The 15,407-nt window shown below is 69.2% G+C and carries 20 protein-coding genes; 10 read left to right on the plus strand and 10 right to left on the minus strand.

All coding sequences use genetic code 11. The features are described from left to right. Positions 1 to 43 precede the first annotated feature (43 nt). Positions 44 to 433: a hypothetical protein gene (locus OG946_RS11870; RefSeq protein ID WP_326796090.1), complete on the minus strand. Its 390-nt coding sequence runs from the start codon at positions 431 to 433 to the stop codon at positions 44 to 46. 113 nt (positions 434 to 546) lie between these two features. Here OG946_RS11870 and OG946_RS11875 point away from each other — a divergent pair, with 113 nt between their 5' ends. Both OG946_RS11875 and OG946_RS11880 read left to right on the plus strand, forming a co-directional pair. Next, positions 547 to 1,356: a helix-turn-helix domain-containing protein gene (locus tag OG946_RS11875; protein WP_326796091.1), complete on the plus strand. Its 810-nt coding sequence runs from the start codon at positions 547 to 549 to the stop codon at positions 1,354 to 1,356. After that, positions 1,349 to 1,570 carry a DUF397 domain-containing protein gene (locus OG946_RS11880; protein ID WP_326796092.1) on the plus strand — a complete coding sequence of 74 codons (222 nt, stop codon included), beginning with the start codon at positions 1,349 to 1,351 and terminating at the stop codon, positions 1,568 to 1,570. The genes OG946_RS11875 and OG946_RS11880 overlap by 8 nt, the downstream gene beginning before the upstream one ends. Before the next feature lie 393 nt (positions 1,571 to 1,963). Here the strand turns inward: OG946_RS11880 and OG946_RS11885 are convergent, their stop codons facing one another. Beyond that, positions 1,964 to 2,557: a hypothetical protein gene (locus tag OG946_RS11885; RefSeq protein ID WP_326796093.1), complete on the minus strand. Its 594-nt coding sequence runs from the start codon at positions 2,555 to 2,557 to the stop codon at positions 1,964 to 1,966. Between the two features lie 460 nt (positions 2,558 to 3,017). On the opposite strand from OG946_RS11885, the gene OG946_RS11890 reads away from it, so the two are divergent. Next, a complete protein-coding gene (locus OG946_RS11890; RefSeq protein ID WP_326796094.1) occupies positions 3,018 to 4,235 on the plus strand; it encodes an ISAs1 family transposase in 1,218 nt (405 codons plus the stop codon). 178 nt (positions 4,236 to 4,413) lie between these two features. Next, complete coding sequence (locus OG946_RS11895) at positions 4,414 to 5,568, plus strand: hypothetical protein (RefSeq protein WP_326796095.1); 1,155 nt, start codon at positions 4,414 to 4,416, stop codon at positions 5,566 to 5,568. 116 nt (positions 5,569 to 5,684) lie between these two features. On the opposite strand, the gene OG946_RS11900 is transcribed toward OG946_RS11895, so the two are convergent. From OG946_RS11900 to OG946_RS11920, 5 genes are all read right to left on the minus strand, one after another. Beyond that, a complete protein-coding gene (locus tag OG946_RS11900; protein WP_326796096.1) occupies positions 5,685 to 5,879 on the minus strand; it encodes a hypothetical protein in 195 nt (64 codons plus the stop codon). Between the two features lie 44 nt (positions 5,880 to 5,923). Continuing rightward, complete coding sequence (locus tag OG946_RS11905; RefSeq protein WP_326796097.1) at positions 5,924 to 6,688, minus strand: ISAs1 family transposase; 765 nt, start codon at positions 6,686 to 6,688, stop codon at positions 5,924 to 5,926. Next, entirely contained in the window at positions 6,631 to 6,924 is a 294-nt protein-coding gene (locus tag OG946_RS11910) for a hypothetical protein (RefSeq protein WP_326796098.1), read from the minus strand. The genes OG946_RS11905 and OG946_RS11910 overlap by 58 nt, the downstream gene beginning before the upstream one ends. Then, the gene (locus tag OG946_RS11915; protein WP_326796099.1) at positions 6,912 to 7,634 is read right to left on the minus strand and encodes a hypothetical protein; all 723 of its coding nucleotides are present in this window, start codon (positions 7,632 to 7,634) and stop codon (positions 6,912 to 6,914) included. Before OG946_RS11915 ends, OG946_RS11910 begins: the two co-directional genes overlap by 13 nt. A gap of 261 nt (positions 7,635 to 7,895) precedes the next feature. Further along, positions 7,896 to 8,648: an MBL fold metallo-hydrolase gene (locus OG946_RS11920; protein ID WP_326796100.1), complete on the minus strand. Its 753-nt coding sequence runs from the start codon at positions 8,646 to 8,648 to the stop codon at positions 7,896 to 7,898. A 224-nt stretch (positions 8,649 to 8,872) separates the two neighbouring features. Between OG946_RS11920 and OG946_RS11925 the strand changes: the two genes are divergently transcribed. The 5 genes from OG946_RS11925 to OG946_RS11945 all read left to right on the plus strand — a co-directional run bounded on the left by OG946_RS11925 (position 8,873) and on the right by OG946_RS11945 (position 11,436). Next, complete coding sequence (locus OG946_RS11925) at positions 8,873 to 9,298, plus strand: type II toxin-antitoxin system PemK/MazF family toxin (protein WP_326796101.1); 426 nt, start codon at positions 8,873 to 8,875, stop codon at positions 9,296 to 9,298. Positions 9,299 to 9,401: 103 nt separating this feature from the next. Next, a complete protein-coding gene (locus OG946_RS11930; protein ID WP_326796102.1) occupies positions 9,402 to 9,854 on the plus strand; it encodes a M67 family metallopeptidase in 453 nt (150 codons plus the stop codon). A 64-nt stretch (positions 9,855 to 9,918) separates the two neighbouring features. Beyond that, entirely contained in the window at positions 9,919 to 10,074 is a 156-nt protein-coding gene (locus OG946_RS11935) for a putative leader peptide (RefSeq protein WP_326796103.1), read from the plus strand. Between the two features lie 133 nt (positions 10,075 to 10,207). Continuing rightward, complete coding sequence (locus OG946_RS11940; RefSeq protein WP_047015961.1) at positions 10,208 to 10,486, plus strand: MoaD/ThiS family protein; 279 nt, start codon at positions 10,208 to 10,210, stop codon at positions 10,484 to 10,486. After that, positions 10,486 to 11,436: a PLP-dependent cysteine synthase family protein gene (locus OG946_RS11945; RefSeq protein ID WP_101424335.1), complete on the plus strand. Its 951-nt coding sequence runs from the start codon at positions 10,486 to 10,488 to the stop codon at positions 11,434 to 11,436. The genes OG946_RS11940 and OG946_RS11945 overlap by 1 nt, the downstream gene beginning before the upstream one ends. Positions 11,437 to 11,472: 36 nt before the next feature. On the opposite strand, the gene OG946_RS11950 is transcribed toward OG946_RS11945, so the two are convergent. From OG946_RS11950 to clpS, 3 genes are all read right to left on the minus strand, one after another. Further along, positions 11,473 to 12,906, minus strand: coding sequence for an amino acid permease (locus OG946_RS11950; protein WP_326796104.1), 1,434 nt, complete (start codon positions 12,904 to 12,906; stop codon positions 11,473 to 11,475). A gap of 108 nt (positions 12,907 to 13,014) precedes the next feature. After that, complete coding sequence (locus OG946_RS11955; protein WP_326796105.1) at positions 13,015 to 13,614, minus strand: DUF2017 domain-containing protein; 600 nt, start codon at positions 13,612 to 13,614, stop codon at positions 13,015 to 13,017. After that, entirely contained in the window at positions 13,614 to 13,922 is a 309-nt protein-coding gene (gene clpS, locus OG946_RS11960) for an ATP-dependent Clp protease adapter ClpS (protein ID WP_018834043.1), read from the minus strand. The genes OG946_RS11955 and clpS overlap by 1 nt, the downstream gene beginning before the upstream one ends. Before the next feature lie 137 nt (positions 13,923 to 14,059). Here clpS and OG946_RS11965 point away from each other — a divergent pair, with 137 nt between their 5' ends. Then, entirely contained in the window at positions 14,060 to 15,382 is a 1,323-nt protein-coding gene (locus tag OG946_RS11965; protein ID WP_326796106.1) for a nicotinate phosphoribosyltransferase, read from the plus strand. The last annotated feature ends 25 nt before the right edge of the window (positions 15,383 to 15,407 follow it).

Here is a 15,407-nt window from a genome sequence, read left to right on the forward strand (position 1 = left end):
CGTACGCCGACGGGATGCTCCCCGGTGTCCGATGCGGCGCCGCTCAGACGCCGTAGCGCTGCGCGTACCTGTCAAGGCTCCGTCCTCCGTCGAGAAGGAACTGCAACCGCGCGCACAGGTGCTCGGCGTCGCAGCGGCTCAGTTCCAGGTTGCTGGTGTGGCCGGGCTCACCCCGGAGGGGGACGACCACGCGCGCACCGTCGTCGGCGGTGAAGGGCAGGAGCTTGGAGTCGCGCCGGAGGACGTGGCCCAGGATGACGTCCGCGCGGACCTCGTCCTCGGGCCCGTAGCCCTCTGCCGAGTGCTCTTCTCGCTTGTGGCGCTTGATGAGTACACGCGCGTCCGTCTCCTTGGAGCCGTCCCGCGTGGTGATGGCGTTGCGCAGATGCACGGCGAGTCGCAGGCATTCCCTGCACTGGCCTTCCTCACCCATGAATTCGCTCCTTCTGTCGAATCATCGCTTTCCGTGCATCAAGCGTGACTTGGTGCGACTACGGTGCACCAGAGTTGTTCGGCTGACGGTGCGTCGTTCAAGTGGGAGGCAACATGGAGACGTGCAAAACCCCGCGCCAGAAGTACGGCGAGGAGCTGCGGCTCCGGCGGCTGGCGAAGGGGATGACGCAGGAGGCGCTGGCTGACGTGGTGGTGTGTTCTCCCACGCTGATCAGCCACTTCGAGGCGGGACGGCGGCTGCCTCGGATGGACGACGCCCAGCGGATCGACCAGGCGCTGGGCACGGACGGGTTCTTCGCGCGCTGGCTGGTGAACCTTGAGGGCCCCTACGCCGACCACTTCGCGGAGGCGGCGGAACTGGAGCAACTAGCCGTTGTCATCCGTGAGTTTGCCGTCTCTGCGGTGCCCGGGCTGCTCCAGACAGCGGACTACGCCCGCGCGGTCTTCCGGGCCGTGCAGCCCAACCACACGCTGGAAGAGCTTGACCGGCGGGTCGTCAATCGGCTTGAACGGGCTCGGATCCTCGACAATCCGAAGTCTCCGGCCCTGTGGACGGTCCTTGACGAGGGCGTCATCCGGCGCGCGGTCGGAGGCCCGGACGTCATGGCGTCGCAGGTAGAGCACATCGCGAGCCTGGCTGACGCCGGGCGCATCCGGCTACACGTGGTCCCCTTCTCTGCCGGGGCGCACTCGCTGATGGAGGGAATGATGAGCCTTATGTCGTTCGACGCCATGGCGCCGGTGTCGTACGTTGAGGGCGTGACCACAGGGCAGTTGCTCGACGACCCGGGGAGGGTCGCGACGTGCAACACGTACTACGGTCTCGCACTGGGTGATGCACTGTCTCACCGTGCGTCCATTTCTCTCCTAGAGACAGCAGCAGAGGAGTTCCGGAATGCGTGATCATGTCATCGCCGTGGCGTCGACGTTGACGTCGTGGCGCAAGTCCAGCTACAGCGGGGGTAGCAACGGGAGCTGCATCGAGGTCGCTGACGGCCACCCCACCGTCCCCGTACGCGACTCCAAGGACCCCCACGGCCCCGCCCTCGTCTTCACCGGCGACGCCTGGCGGTCCTTCGTGACAGCGGTCAAGGCGAACGAGTTCCCCACCGCCTGACCCACCCCGTCACTGTGGGCCGCCCGTCGAAGTGAGCAGCAATCTCAGCACCGTTCACCGGAGACACTCCCTCCCGCTCCAGCACCACTCCGGCGGGTGACCCGCTTAGCCGTCCCCCGGCTCCTCGTCGAACTCGATGCCCTTCAGCAGGGACACGAGGTGCCGCGCGTACGTGTCCCAGTGGTCCAGATCCGGCGCCTGGAAGGCGGCAGACCATCTCCTCACGGCCGGCCGACAGCTCCCGGGGCACCTGTACGAACGCTTGGTGTTCACGGACCGGCACCACAGCACCGCCCTCAGCGGCGGACCACTCCCCCTCCACCGGCAGGCCGATCTGTCGTGCGAGGGACGCCGCAGGAACCTCGAAGGTCATCAACAGCATGAGACACGCCCTCAATCTCCGTTACCGGGCGGCGGAGGCGGGATGAATCCTCGCTCAACCGCCTGCTGTAGTTCGAACGTATCCACCGTCTGCTGATACCGCCTGAGACGCTTGCTGGGCAGCCAGGGTGAGATAGCGCCGGCGAGTACAAAGGGGATCCCGACTAGCAAGATCGGGACGATGACCTCCGCCCTACCACGAAGGTGCCAGACAATGATCGCGATCAGTACCGCCATCAGCGCGGACATGCCTATGGCCCATGCCTTGTTCCGAAAAAGCGCCAAGGCATAGCGTGCTTGCGCCGCTTCCAGCGGTTCGATACGACGACCCATATAGCCAGGAAGTTGAAACTGGGGCTGCTGGCGACCCCATCTTCCATACGCTCGATAGTAGTTCACAGACCATTCGGCTCTACGCCTTGCGTGATCTGTGTCATCGCGCTCGAATACGAGCCTTGTCGTGCCCTGCCAATGAGAGACGCGACACAGCACATAACCGAACTCATAGGCCATATCGGCCATCCGGGGGATGTCCCAGACTGCGTGAATCGTGATCTCCGCGGTCGGCCGCCGGTCGAAGTAGGCGATGACTTCTCCGTCCTTCATACCGGCCGACTGTCCACCTCATCGAATTCCAGACTCCGCAGAACCTCTACCGCGTGACGCGCATACAATTTCCAATGCACTCGGGATGGCGTCAGTACCGTGACAACAGTCATCGCCTCTTGTCCGCCAGCCGCCTCTCGCGGTATAGGAATGAACGCCTGCAACTGCTGCAGAACGATGGATATATCCTCCCCCTGAGATAGATCACTTCCCGGGATAACGTACGGAAACTCGCCGGTGAACACAGCGGCCTTCCCACACGGCAGGTCGAACGGCTTTCCCATCACCTGTGAACCACCAGGGCTCCGTCGTTCTCGTGATCGGTCCGTCGTAGCCGGTATGGGTGTGGGGACCCGAGTTGGGCCGTGATGGTGGTGTGCCGGGTGGGCAGGTAGACGCGCAGGCACGGTTCCCGGTGATCATGGAGTGTCGAGTTCTCTGATCACCACAACGGAAGACCGTGCCTGCTGCGTCATCATCGCCCATCCCTGCGGGGCTGGGCCAACTCGCTGGTTCTGATCCGGCCCGCCCCGATGAACTGCCCGATCTGCTGGAGTGGCTGCGGCGCCTTCCCGACCCGCGCCGGCTGCGGGGCCGGCGTCACCCGCTGTCGTATGTGCTGGCCCTGGCCGCCTGCGGGGTCCTGGCCGGGGCGAAGTCCCTGACCGCAGTCGCCGAGTGGGCCGCCGACGCCCCTGACCAGTTCCTTCTCCACTGCGGGGCCACGCTGCGCGATCCGGACCGGCCCTACCGGGCGCCCAGCGAGGCGACCGTTCGCCGGGTACTGCAGCGCATCGACGGCGACGCGCTCGACGCGGCGATCGGCGGCTGGCTCACCGCGCGTGCGGACGCCTGCCGCAGCGCCCAGGAGGACGAACGCCCGCCGTCCCGCCCGGTGCGGGCGGCGATCGCAGTGGACGGGAAGTCCCTGCGCGGCGCTGTCCGCGCCGACGGCCGCCGCGTCCACCTGATCTCCGCACTCCGCGGCGACGGCATCGTGCTCGCCCAGCGCGAGGTCGACGCCAAGAGCAATGAGATCACCGCGTTCCGGCCACTGCTGGACCCCCTGGACCTGACCGGTGCAGTGGTGACATTCGACGCGCTGCTGACCCAGACCGACCACGCGAAGTACCTGGTCGAGGAGAAGAACGCGCACTACATCGCCGTACTCAAGGGCAACCACCCGACCTTGCACGCACTGGTGAAGGATCTTCCCTGGAAAGAGGTGCCTGTGATGGACCGCACCCGGGCCACCGCCCACGGCCGCGACGAGATCCGTCGTCTGAAGGCCGTCACGGTGCCGCGACTGCCGTTCCCCTACGCCGGCCAGGCACTGCAGATCGTCCGCCGGCGGCGCACGGTAGGCATCGGCAAGGTGTCCCTGGAACGCATCTACCCGGTCACCAGCCTGACGGCCCACCAGGCAACAGCCGCTGACCTGGCAGAACGCGTGCGCGGGCACTGGGCAATCGAGAATCGTGCGCACCACGTCAGGGACGTGACGTTCAGGGAGGACGCCTCGCGGGTGCGGACCGGCAGCGCGCCCCGGGCGATGGCCTCCCTGCGGAACCTGGCCATCGGCGCACTCCGCCTGACGGGGCGGGACAACATCGCCGAGGGCCTGCGCCATCACGGGCGGGACATGACCCGGCCACTGGCGACCCTCGGACTCACGTGACCATTCCCGGCCGATCACGAGAACGACGGAGCCCTGAGTTGGGGGTGGAGCCGGCGGAGATCGGCGTCGCGGTCTGAGACAGATCCGTCTGTTGTGCACACCCGGCTGGTTGAACCGTCGGGGCGCTGGCCCCGTAGCACCGTAGTACCGGTGTCGGTTCCAACTGGAGGAGGACCCTGTGGCGAAGAAGATCCCCGACGAGGACCTGCTGAATGCGCTGAGAGCGCTGCCCGAGGGTGAAATACCCTCATCAACAAGCAAGTCGGAAGGGGAACAATTCAACCTGGGGAAGAAGATAGAAAATCTGCATATTAAAGGCACCAGTACTGAGCCAAGCGATGCACTGAAGGAGGAGTTCAGTAAGCGCCACCTTAAGTTCGAGTACGACGAGGAGAAGAAGAGGTGGCTACTGACGACCACGCAGACAAGAAGCATCGACTGGGCAGGCATATTGAATAGCCGACGCGAAAGAGACCTGCCCCGGCTGAAAAAGAAGACGAATACACAGGACAGGCTTCGCGAGGCTGGAGGAAACGTGCATGACCCGGCAGTCGTGGAGCACCGACTCAGTAACTTCTTGAAGAATGTTAGAAATCGAGGGCTCCAAGAAGTCCCGCCGGAGCTGGGGGAGGCGCTGGAACGGCACGGCTATGCGCCGGATGGTCAAGGTCGGTGGAAGCCGGGCGGGCAAGTCTCATCCGCCGGCAGTTCAGCCGCCTATCAGGCGAACAACCCGCCCCGCCAAGCGCCCTACGACCCCATCGACGCCCGTCCCGAACCACCCGCGTCGGTACCGCAGGGCGGTACCGACCAAGGGACCATGGCCACCGCTGCCGACTACGCCCAGGCCGGCGCTGTTCTCCAGCAAGCTGCCCCGCAGAGTGCGGCGTACCGGTCCGGGGCCGGAGATGAGGCGGCCCGGGTTTCTGCGATCACGCGGGGGCTCGACACGACGTCCCTCACCGCACCCACGTCAGCATCCGGATCGTACGGCAGCTTTCCGGACGCGCCCGCCGATGCCTGGTTCGGATACGGGGAGGACGCCAGGCACGCGAAGAGGCCGTACCACCCCTCCGCAGCGACCAAGTCGCGCACCGTGAACCCGGCCGACCTCGTTGCCGGCCCGTACAACTCGCCGCCCGCACAACCCCTCCAGCCGACGGATTACAGCCACTACCTCGCACAGAACCCGGTAGATCAGAACTACGCCCGTTCCCTCCCCTCCGGAACCTCCGGGCAGCGCCAGTCGGCTGGCTACGCCACGGCCGCAGCCAGCAGTAGCGCCCCGCAGGACCAGCAGAGTCAATCGACCACCAACAAGAGAAAGCGTTGATGCGCTCTCGGCCCGTCTGGCATGACAGAGACGCTCCCCTCCCCGATACGGACGCGCCTGACCGGGCGCACATGTGGGCCCGATTCCTCACCCCTCGCCCTTATAGACCCGCCACATCACTCCCTCCGTCGCAGGCGGTCCACGTGGCGGCGGATGACCGCCAGCATGGCAACCGGCCGGACAAACACGTCCTCCCAGGTGAACCGGAGGACGGCACGCAGCTCCGGGCAGCCGGCCAGCTCGTTGAAGCGCCGCAGATCGCGGGCCCGCCCCCGGCACGTCAGATGAGTCTCAGCACCGTCGATCTCCACCCCCAACCCAGGGCTCCGTCGTTCTCGTGATCGGCCGGGAATGGTCACGTGAGTCCGAGGGTCGCCAGTGGCCGGGTCATGTCCCGCCCGTGATGGCGCAGGCCCTCGGCGATGTTGTCCCGCCCCGTCAGGCGGAGTGCGCCGATGGCCAGGTTCCGCAGGGAGGCCATCGCCCGGGGCGCGCTGCCGGTCCGCACCCGCGAGGCGTCCTCCCTGAACGTCACGTCCCTGACGTGGTGCGCACGATTCTCGATTGCCCAGTGCCCGCGCACGCGTTCTGCCAGGTCAGCGGCTGTTGCCTGGTGGGCCGTCAGGCTGGTGACCGGGTAGATGCGTTCCAGGGACACCTTGCCGATGCCTACCGTGCGCCGTCGGCGGACGATCTGCAGTGCCTGGCCGGCGTAGGGGAACGGCAGTCGCGGCACCGTGACGGCCTTCAGACGACGGATCTCGTCGCGGCCGTGGGCGGTGGCCCGGGTGCGGTCCATCACAGGCACCTCTTTCCAGGGAAGATCCTTCACCAGTGCGTGCAAGGTCGGGTGGTTGCCCTTGAGTACGGCGATGTAGTGCGCGTTCTTCTCCTCGACCAGGTACTTCGCGTGGTCGGTCTGGGTCAGCAGCGCGTCGAATGTCACCACTGCACCGGTCAGGTCCAGGGGGTCCAGCAGTGGCCGGAACGCGGTGATCTCATTGCTCTTGGCGTCGACCTCGCGCTGGGCGAGCACGATGCCGTCGCCGCGGAGTGCGGAGATCAGGTGGACGCGGCGGCCGTCGGCGCGGACAGCGCCGCGCAGGGACTTCCCGTCCACTGCGAGTTGCCGCCACCCCCAGACCCGTTCTCCGACTCATCGATCACCACCCCACCGGCCTCGGCGTACAGGTTCTGCCCTTCGGCGCCAGCATCCTGGGCACTCGGTGGCTCTTCCACGTTGCCGGTACCGCTGCCGATCTTCCCTTCCGCGTGAGCCACCAAGCCGTTGCTCATGACGGCTGTGACGAGCAATGCCACGGCTAATGTCCTGCGCACATGTTTCAGGGCTGACATGGTGAAGCCCCCTGCGTGGCGATGTCCTTCATCGTGATCCACGTGCCCTGCCCGTCCTTCCGAAGCGTGGCGCCGTGGCTGAAGTAGCTGTTCTTCGTGACCGGAGTCTTGTTGAGTTCGCCGGTCTTCAGATACTTGTCGAATGCTTTGCTCTGGTCCTCGCAATACGCCAGTGTGGCCGTGCCGTCGTCCCTGATCGTCACGGTCGGCTCGTACAACCGGATCGTTCCGGTGATACGTGCCTCCTCATGCACGTATGCCGTCACGTACGCCTCGGTCTCGGCGGCAGCCTCTCCCTCCGAGTAGAAGCGGAAGGCCTCGTGCGTAGGATCCTGCTCGGCGAGCGCCATCTCGATCGCTGCAATGCGCTGCTCCGTGTCCCGCAGGATGGCGTCCTCGTCCGGGTCGCCGGTCTGCGACCAGTCGGCGATGACCCGGACGTCCCCAGGCAGCTTGATCTCCGGTCTGCCCGCCGCCTCCTCCGAAGCGCTCGGCGACGGCGACTCCTCCCCCTTGTCCGCGCCCTGGATCTTGTCGTCCGAAGGGGGGTCACCGTCCTCGTCGCCGCCGCAGGCGGTCAGCAGCAGGCTCAGGGCAGCGGTGGCCGCCAGGGCGGCGGCGGAAAAGGCGCGGGGGGACACGATCAACTCCCGGTAGCGGTGACGATACGTCAGGCAGACGACGCTATCGGAGCCGCTGCTGGCCCACACCACCCCGGATCTGAGCCTGTGGATAACGTGAAGTCAGAGGCGCGTTCCGCTGCCGCCCCGACCAGGCAACTGGAATTCCATTCTGCATTCCGCAGGATGAGAGTTGCCGGAACCGGCATATCCAAACGCTCCGTTCCGGCTACGCGCAGGACATGGCCAAGTTCCGCAGGCATCCGGATCAACCAGCCCACCCCGGGCCGGGAGACCGACGAGGAAATAGCGGAGGAGGAGAAGGCCCAGTACAAGGCGTGAGGGGGGCCCTCAGACCTCGTACACCGCGCCCGCGCGCGCCAGGTCGACGGGCCCTCCGTACACGCCCTTCGCGTCCCGCAGGTTCACCTGCGGGTCCGTCCACGGCGGGATGTGCGTCAGCACCAGCCGCCCCACCCCCGCCGCCGCGGCGGCCTCGCCCGCCTCGCGGCCGTTGAGGTGCAGGTCGGGGATCTGCTCGCGGCCGTGGGTGAACGCCGCCTCGCAGAGCAGCAGATCGGCGTCCGCGCTCAGCTCGGTCAGCGCCCCGCAGGGGCCCGTGTCGCCGGAGTAGACGAGGCTGCGGCCGTCGTGCTCGATGCGGAAGGCGTACGCCTCGACGGGGTGGCTCACCCGGTCCGCGTGCACCGTGAACGGGCCGATCTCGAACGCGCTGCGCTCCAGCGCCCGGAAGTCGAAGACCTCGCTCATCGACGTCTCCGAGGGGGTGTCCGCGTACGCCGTGGTCAGCCGCTGCTCCGTGCCCTTGGGGCCGTAGACGGGCAGCACGTCGGCGGGGCCGCCGTCGTGGCGGTAGTAGCGCGCGACGAAGTACGCGCACATGTCGATGCAGTGGTCCGCGTGCAGGTGGCTCAGCAGGATGGCGTCGAGGTCGTACAGTCCGCAGTGCTGCTGCAGTGCTCCCAGCGCGCCGTTGCCCATGTCGAGCAGGAGCGAGAAGCCCTCCGCCTCGACCAGGTAGCTCGAACACGCGGAGTCCGCGGACGGGAACGAGCCCGAGCAACCGACGACGGTGAGCTTCATCGGGGAGGGACCTCCGGCACGGTCGGGACGGGGCGACGATGCCCCGCCGGCTCTGCCGAGGGTAAGCCGGGACGGGCCGCAGCGGTCCCCCGGCCATCGCGGTTGTGGGCGGAATCACCAGTATGGCGACGGGGTAAGGCCCGCGTGCCGACCTGCGCGGCGCCGCCCCCGCACGCGGGCGTAGATGCCGCCCGCGCGCGCGGGCGGCATCTACGATCGGGCGCATGGACGCCTCGTGGTGGCCGGCCATCGTGGCCGTGGTGGTGCTGGCCGTGATCGCCGGGCTCGTCGACAGCTTCGGCCGGGTGCGGCGCGCGCACCGGCGCCCGGCCGGGCCGGAGCCCGGCGAGGTGTGGTGGGCCCTCGTGCCGTACGGGAACGCCGGGACGGCGGACGGCGAGGAGCGCCCCTGCCTGGTGCTGAAGACCGCGGGCGAGACGGTGACGGTGGCCTGGATCACGGCCCGGGAGGACGGCGGCCGGCCGGACCGGATCCCGCTGCCGCCCGGCTCCGCCGGCGCCGGGGAGGACCGCCCGGCGATCCTGGAGACGGACGAGCTGCACGAGGTCGCCCTCCGGGACCTCCGCCGCAGCGCCGGTCCCGTGGACCCGGCGGTGTGGGACCAAGTCCGCCACCTGTCCGACATCTGATGTCCCCGAACCTCCCGGACACCCTGCCCGGCATCCGAGCGGATTCGTCTCGGTGTTCGGACCGTACGAGGTGGGCCCGCCGCGGCCGTGCCATCCTTCCCCCATGCTGACCATCACGGAGGAGCTGTACGAGCAGATCGTCGCCCACGCCCGCAAGGACCACCCCGACGAGGCGTGCGGCGTGGTCGCGGGCCCGGCGCCGGCGCCCGCCGACGGCCGGCCGCAGCGCTTCATCCCCATGCTCAACGCCGCCCGCTCCCCCACGTTCTACGAGTTCGACTCGCAGGACCTGCTCCGGCTCTACCGGGAGATGGACGACCGCGACGAGGAGCCGGTGGTGATCTACCATTCGCACACCGCCACCGAGGCGTACCCCTCCCGCACCGACGTCTCCTACGCCAACGAGCCCGGCGCCCACTACGTCCTGGTCTCCACCGCCGAGTCCGGCAACGACGAAGGGCCGGTCTCCTTCCGCTCGTTCCGCATCGTGGACGGTGTGATCACCGAGGAGGACGTCACCGTGATCGCCTCGTACGACGACGCCCCCGCGGGCTGAGACCCCGGTCCGCATCATGAAACGGCGATCCGGCAGGCGGACGGGGAATCGATACGATGAGCCCATGGTTGTCCACGACGTGACCCGGAAGCCCCCGGGCGGGCAGGTGCTGCTCGTCGCCCGTCTGCACGTCGACCTCTGCCGTCTCGCCAGCGCCGCCTGTCGGCCCGCGCCACCCCGCGCGGCCGGCCGCGCCTGGGGGCACCGCCCACGCGCGTAAGCGCTGTGGGGGAGTCGCCGGCCCCGGTGTCCGGCGGCCCCCGGCCGCGTACGTCCCCGCCCGCCTGCGGCGCGGCCGGCCCGCTCCGCAAGCGCCCGCAGCCCGACTCCCCGCATCCCACAGGAGCCCCGAAATGGCCATCGAGGTCCGCATCCCGACCATCCTCCGCAGCTACACCGACGGCGAGAAGGCCGTCGAGGGCGACGGCACCACGCTGGCCGAGCTGATCGACGACCTGGAGTCCCGGCACACCGGGATCCGCGCACGCCTGGTCGACGGCGACGACCTGCGCCGCTTCGTCAACGTCTATCTCAACGACGAGGACGTCCGCTTCCTCGACGGCATCGCCACCAAGCTCACCGACGGCGACAGCGTGACGATCCTGCCCGCGGTCGCCGGCGGCTCGGTCTGATGCGCTACGAGAGCACCCTCGCGGCCGTCGGCGACACGCCCCTGGTCCACCTGCCCCGCCTCTCCCCCGCCCCCGACGTGCGGATCTGGGCGAAGCTGGAGGACCGCAACCCCACCGGCTCCGTGAAGGACCGCCCGGCGCTCTTCATGGTCGAGCAGGCGGAGAAGGACGGCCGGCTCACCCCCGGCTGCACGATCCTGGAGCCCACCTCCGGCAACACCGGCATCTCGCTGGCCATGGCGGCCAGGCTCAAGGGCTACCGCATCGTCTGCGTGATGCCGGAGAACACCAGCGCGGAGCGCCGCCAACTGCTCGCCATGTGGGGCGCCGAGATCATCTCCTCGCCCGCGGCCGGCGGCTCCAACACGGCCGTACGGGTCGCCAAGGAGCTGGCCGCCGAGCACCCGGACTGGGTGATGCTCTACCAGTACGGCAACCCCGACAACGCCGGCGCGCACTACGCCACCACCGGCCCCGAGATCCTCGCCGACCTGCCGTCCATCACCCACTTCGTGGCCGGCCTCGGCACCACGGGCACGCTCATGGGCGCCGGCCGGTTCCTGCGCGAGCACCGCCCCGGCGTGCAGATCGTGGCCGCCGAGCCGCGCTACGACGACCTCGTCTACGGGCTGCGCAATCTCGACGAGGGCTTCGTCCCCGAGCTGTACGACGAGTCGGTGCTCACCACCCGCTACTCCGTCGGCTCCGAGGACGCCGTGACCCGGACCCGCGAACTGCTCCGCGAGGAGGGCATCTTCGCGGGCGTCTCCACCGGCGCCTCGCTGCACGCCGCGATCGGCGTGGGCCGCAAGGCGGTACGGGCCGGGGAGAGCGCGGACATCGCGTTCCTCGTCGCGGACGGCGGCTGGAAGTACCTGTCGACGGGCATCTACACCGCGGAGACCACGGAAGAGGCCGTCGCCGCGCTGCACGGCCAGCTCTGGGCGTAGGCGCCGGGCGCGCGGCGGGAACGGGGGCGCGGCCGGCTACTGCGCCCCCGCGACGTACTCCGGTGCCGCCTCCCGGGCCGCGGCCCGCCGCCGGCTCACCGCCCAGCCGCCCGACAGCAGCACCGCCCATCCCGCGCCCACGTACAGCGAGACGCGGGCGTCGGCGTCGAGGGCGGTGAGCACGGTGACGAAGGCGAGGAACACCAGCGCCAGCCAGCTGCACACCACCCCGCCGGGCGCCGGGAACGACGAGGCGGGCAGGTGTCCCGCGGCGACCCGCCGGCGGTAGCGGATGTGGCTGACGAGGATCATCGCCCAGGTCCAGATGCCGGCGGCGGTGGCCACGGACATGACGTACCCGAACGCCTTCTCCGGCACGAGGTAGTTGAGCACCACGCCGACGGACATGACCACGACCGACATGGCGATGCCCGCGGCCGGCACCCGGCGCGGGCTGAGCCGGCCGAAGACCTTGGGCGCCTCGGAGTTGGCGGCCAGGGCGCGCAGCATCCGGCCGGTGGAGTACATGCCGGAGTTGCACGACGACAGGGCCGCGGTGAGCACGACGAAGTTGACGATGCCGGCGGCCAGGGGGATGCCGATCTTGCCGAAGGCGGCGACGAACGGGCTGATGCCCTCGCTGAACTCCGTCCACCGGACCACCGACAGGATGACGATCAGCGAGCCGACGTAGAAGATGACGATCCGCCAGGGCAGCGTGTTGATCGCCTTGGGCAGGGTCTTCTCGGGGTTCGCGCTCTCGCCCGCGGTGACGCCGACGAGTTCGACGGCGAGGTAGGCGAACATCACGCCCTGGAGGGTCATGAGGCTGTCGCCGATGCCGTTGGGGAAGAAGCCGCCGTGGTTCCAGAGGTTCGTGGTGGTGGCGGTGTTGCCGGCGGCGGAGAAGCCGAGGGTGAGGACGCCGACGCCGATGACGATCATGCCGATGATCGCGGTGACCTTGACCATCGAGAACCAGAACTCCAGCTCGCCGAAGATCTTCACCGAGATCAGGTTGACGCCGAAGAGGAGCACGAGGAAGCCGAGCGCGCTGACCCACTGCGGGATGGCCGGCCACCAGTAGTTGATGTAGATGGCGGCGGCGGTCAGCTCGGTCATGCCGGTGACGGCCCACATCAGCCAGTACGTCCAGCCCGTGACGTAGCCGAAGTAGGGGCCGAGGAACTCGCGGGCGTACTCGGCGAAGCTGCCGGAGACGGGGCGGTAGAGCAGCAGTTCGCCCAGGGCCCGCATGATGAAGAAGATGACGACGCCGGCGAGCGCGTACAGGAAGATGAGGCTGGGCCCCGCCTTCTCGATGATCTTGCCGGCGCCCAGGAAGAGGCCCACCCCGATGGCGCCGCCGATGGCGATCATCTGGATCTGGCGGCTGCCGAGCCCGCGCTCGTAGCCCTCCTCGGAGGACGGAGCCGCGCCGCCGCCCTCCGGCACCTTCGCAGTGGTCATGTGGAGTTGTGCCCTTTCCCGTGCAGTCCCCCGTCTGCAGCTTTACCACGGGAAAAGGGTGATTATGTACACATTCACCCGAACGGGCCCTGACAGGGGCCCGCGGGCCTAGCCCATCAGCGTCTCGATCAGGGTCTCCTGGAGCCCGCCCAGCCAGAGGTACGCCATCACCATCGGCTTGCGCTCGTCCTCGTCCGGCAGCCGGAACAGCACCTCGCCGTCGTCGTCGTCCCGGATGTCGAGCCGCGCGCCTATGGCCAGCCGCAGGTCGTTCAGCGTCGCGAGCCACTGCCGCGACTCCTCCGGGCCGACCTTGAGCACCGCGCCGCCCTCGCCCTGCACGGAGAGCAGGTCCAGCCCGCGGACGACCGCCAGCGCGTTCTCCCGCTTGCTCTCCCGCAGCTCCGGCTCGGTGTAGCGGCGGAACTCCGCCGAGCGGGCCCGCTCCTCGTCGTCCGGGCCCTTGCCCGGCTCGCCGTACGCGTCGGGGAAGAGCCGCGCCAGCGCCGGGTCGGACGGCGGCTTGCTGGGGCCCTCGGCGAAGAGCGCGTCCAGCGGGTCGGCGGGCGGCGGGGCGTCCGCGGGGGCGTCGCCGGGGCCGATCAGCTCCAGCAACTGCACGGTCAGGGTGCGCAGGATGGAGATCTCCAGCTCGTCCAGCGCGACGGCCGCGCCGCCGCCCGGAACCGCTTCGAAGTGCCCTGCCATCAGCGGTCCTGCTGGAGGGTGGCCCACAGGCCGTAGCCGTGCATCGCCTGCACGTCCCGCTCCATCTCCTCGCGGCTTCCGCTGGAGACGATGGCCCTCCCCTTGGTGTGTACGTCCATCATGAGCTTGCGGGCCTTCTCCCTCGGATATCCGAAGTACGCCTGGAAGACGTACGTCACGTAGCTCATGAGGTTCACCGGGTCGTTGTGGACGATCGTCACCCAGGGGACGTCCGGTTCAGGCACCGCCGCGGGTGACTGGGACTCGACGGTCTCCGGGCGCTCGATCTCCGTGGGTGCGACGCTCACGGTTGGCGGCAACTCCTCGATAGCTCCGGCTGCGATCGCAGCCCTGACGGTCCCCATGCTGCCACCCGAGGCGGTGCCGCAGCCATTCGGACACCGGAAATCGTCAGAGTGACGAGTATGGGCGTAGGATCAGGTGCATGTCGGAACTGAAGCTGCCGGTCACCGTCCCCTCGACGGCCCTCTTCACCGATCACTACGAGCTGACCATGGTCCAGGCCGCGTTGCACGCCGGCACCGCCGGCCGGCGCTCGGTCTTCGAGACCTTCACCCGCCGGCTGCCCGAGGGCCGCCGCTACGGCGTCGTCGCCGGCACAGGACGCGTCCTGGACGCGCTGGAGAGCTTCCGCTTCGAGCCCGAGGTGCTGCGCTTCCTGCGCGCGCACGACGTGGTCGACGCCCCGACGCTGGACTGGCTCGCGGACTTCCGGTTCACCGGCGACATCTGGGGCTACCCCGAGGGCGAGGTGTACTTCCCCGGCTCCCCCGTGCTCCGCGTCGAGGGGAGCTTCGCCGAGTGCGTGCTGCTGGAGACGGTGGTGCTGTCGATCCTCAACCACGACTCCGCCATCGCCGCCGCGGCCTCCCGGATGGCCGTCGCCGCCCGCGGCCGGCCGCTGATCGAGATGGGCGCCCGGCGCACGCACGAGCTGTCCGCGGTGGCCGCCTCCCGGGCCGCGTACGTCGGCGGCTTCGCCTCCACCTCCGACCTGGCCGCCGGCTTCCGCTACGCCATCCCCACCGTCGGCACCGCCGCGCACGCCTTCACGCTGCTGCACGACAGCGAGCGCGAGGCGTTCACCGCGCAGGTGGAGTCCATGGGCGTGGGGACGACGCTGCTGGTCGACACGTACGACGTGGCCGCCGCCGTCCGTACCGCCGTGGAGGTCGCGGGCCCGGAGCTGGGCGCGGTGCGCATCGACTCCGGCGACCTGCTGCTGGTCGCGCACCGGGTGCGCCAGCAGCTCGACGAGCTGGGCGCGGAGCGCACCCGGATCATCGTCACCAGCGACCTCGACGAGTACGCCATCGCCTCGCTCGCCGCCGCCCCCGTGGACGCGTACGGCGTGGGCACCCGGCTGGTCACCGGCAGCGGGCACCCGACGTGCTCGATGGTCTACAAGCTGGTCGCCCGCGCCGCCTCCGGCGCCCCGGACGCCCCGCTGGTGCCGGTGGCGAAGCGGTCGACGGGCGGGAAGACGTCGATCGGCGGACGGAAGTGGGCGGCCCGGCGGCTGGACGCGTACGGGGTCGCGGAGGCCGAGGTCGTCGGCACCGGGGAGGTGCCGGCGGAGCTGGCGGGCCGGGAGCTGCTGGTCCCGCTGGTGCGCGGCGGGAAGATCGTGGGCCGGGAGCCCATGGACGACGCCAGGGCCCGGCACGTCGTGGCCAGGGACGGGCTGCCGCTGTCCGCCACCCAGCTCTCCAGGGGCGAGCCGGTCCTGCCGACGGAGTACGTATGACGCCCGGCCCAGCGGGCAGAGATCC

Source organism: Streptomyces sp. NBC_01808, from assembly GCF_035917395.1.
Taxonomy (GTDB): Bacteria; Actinomycetota; Actinomycetes; order Streptomycetales; family Streptomycetaceae; genus Streptomyces.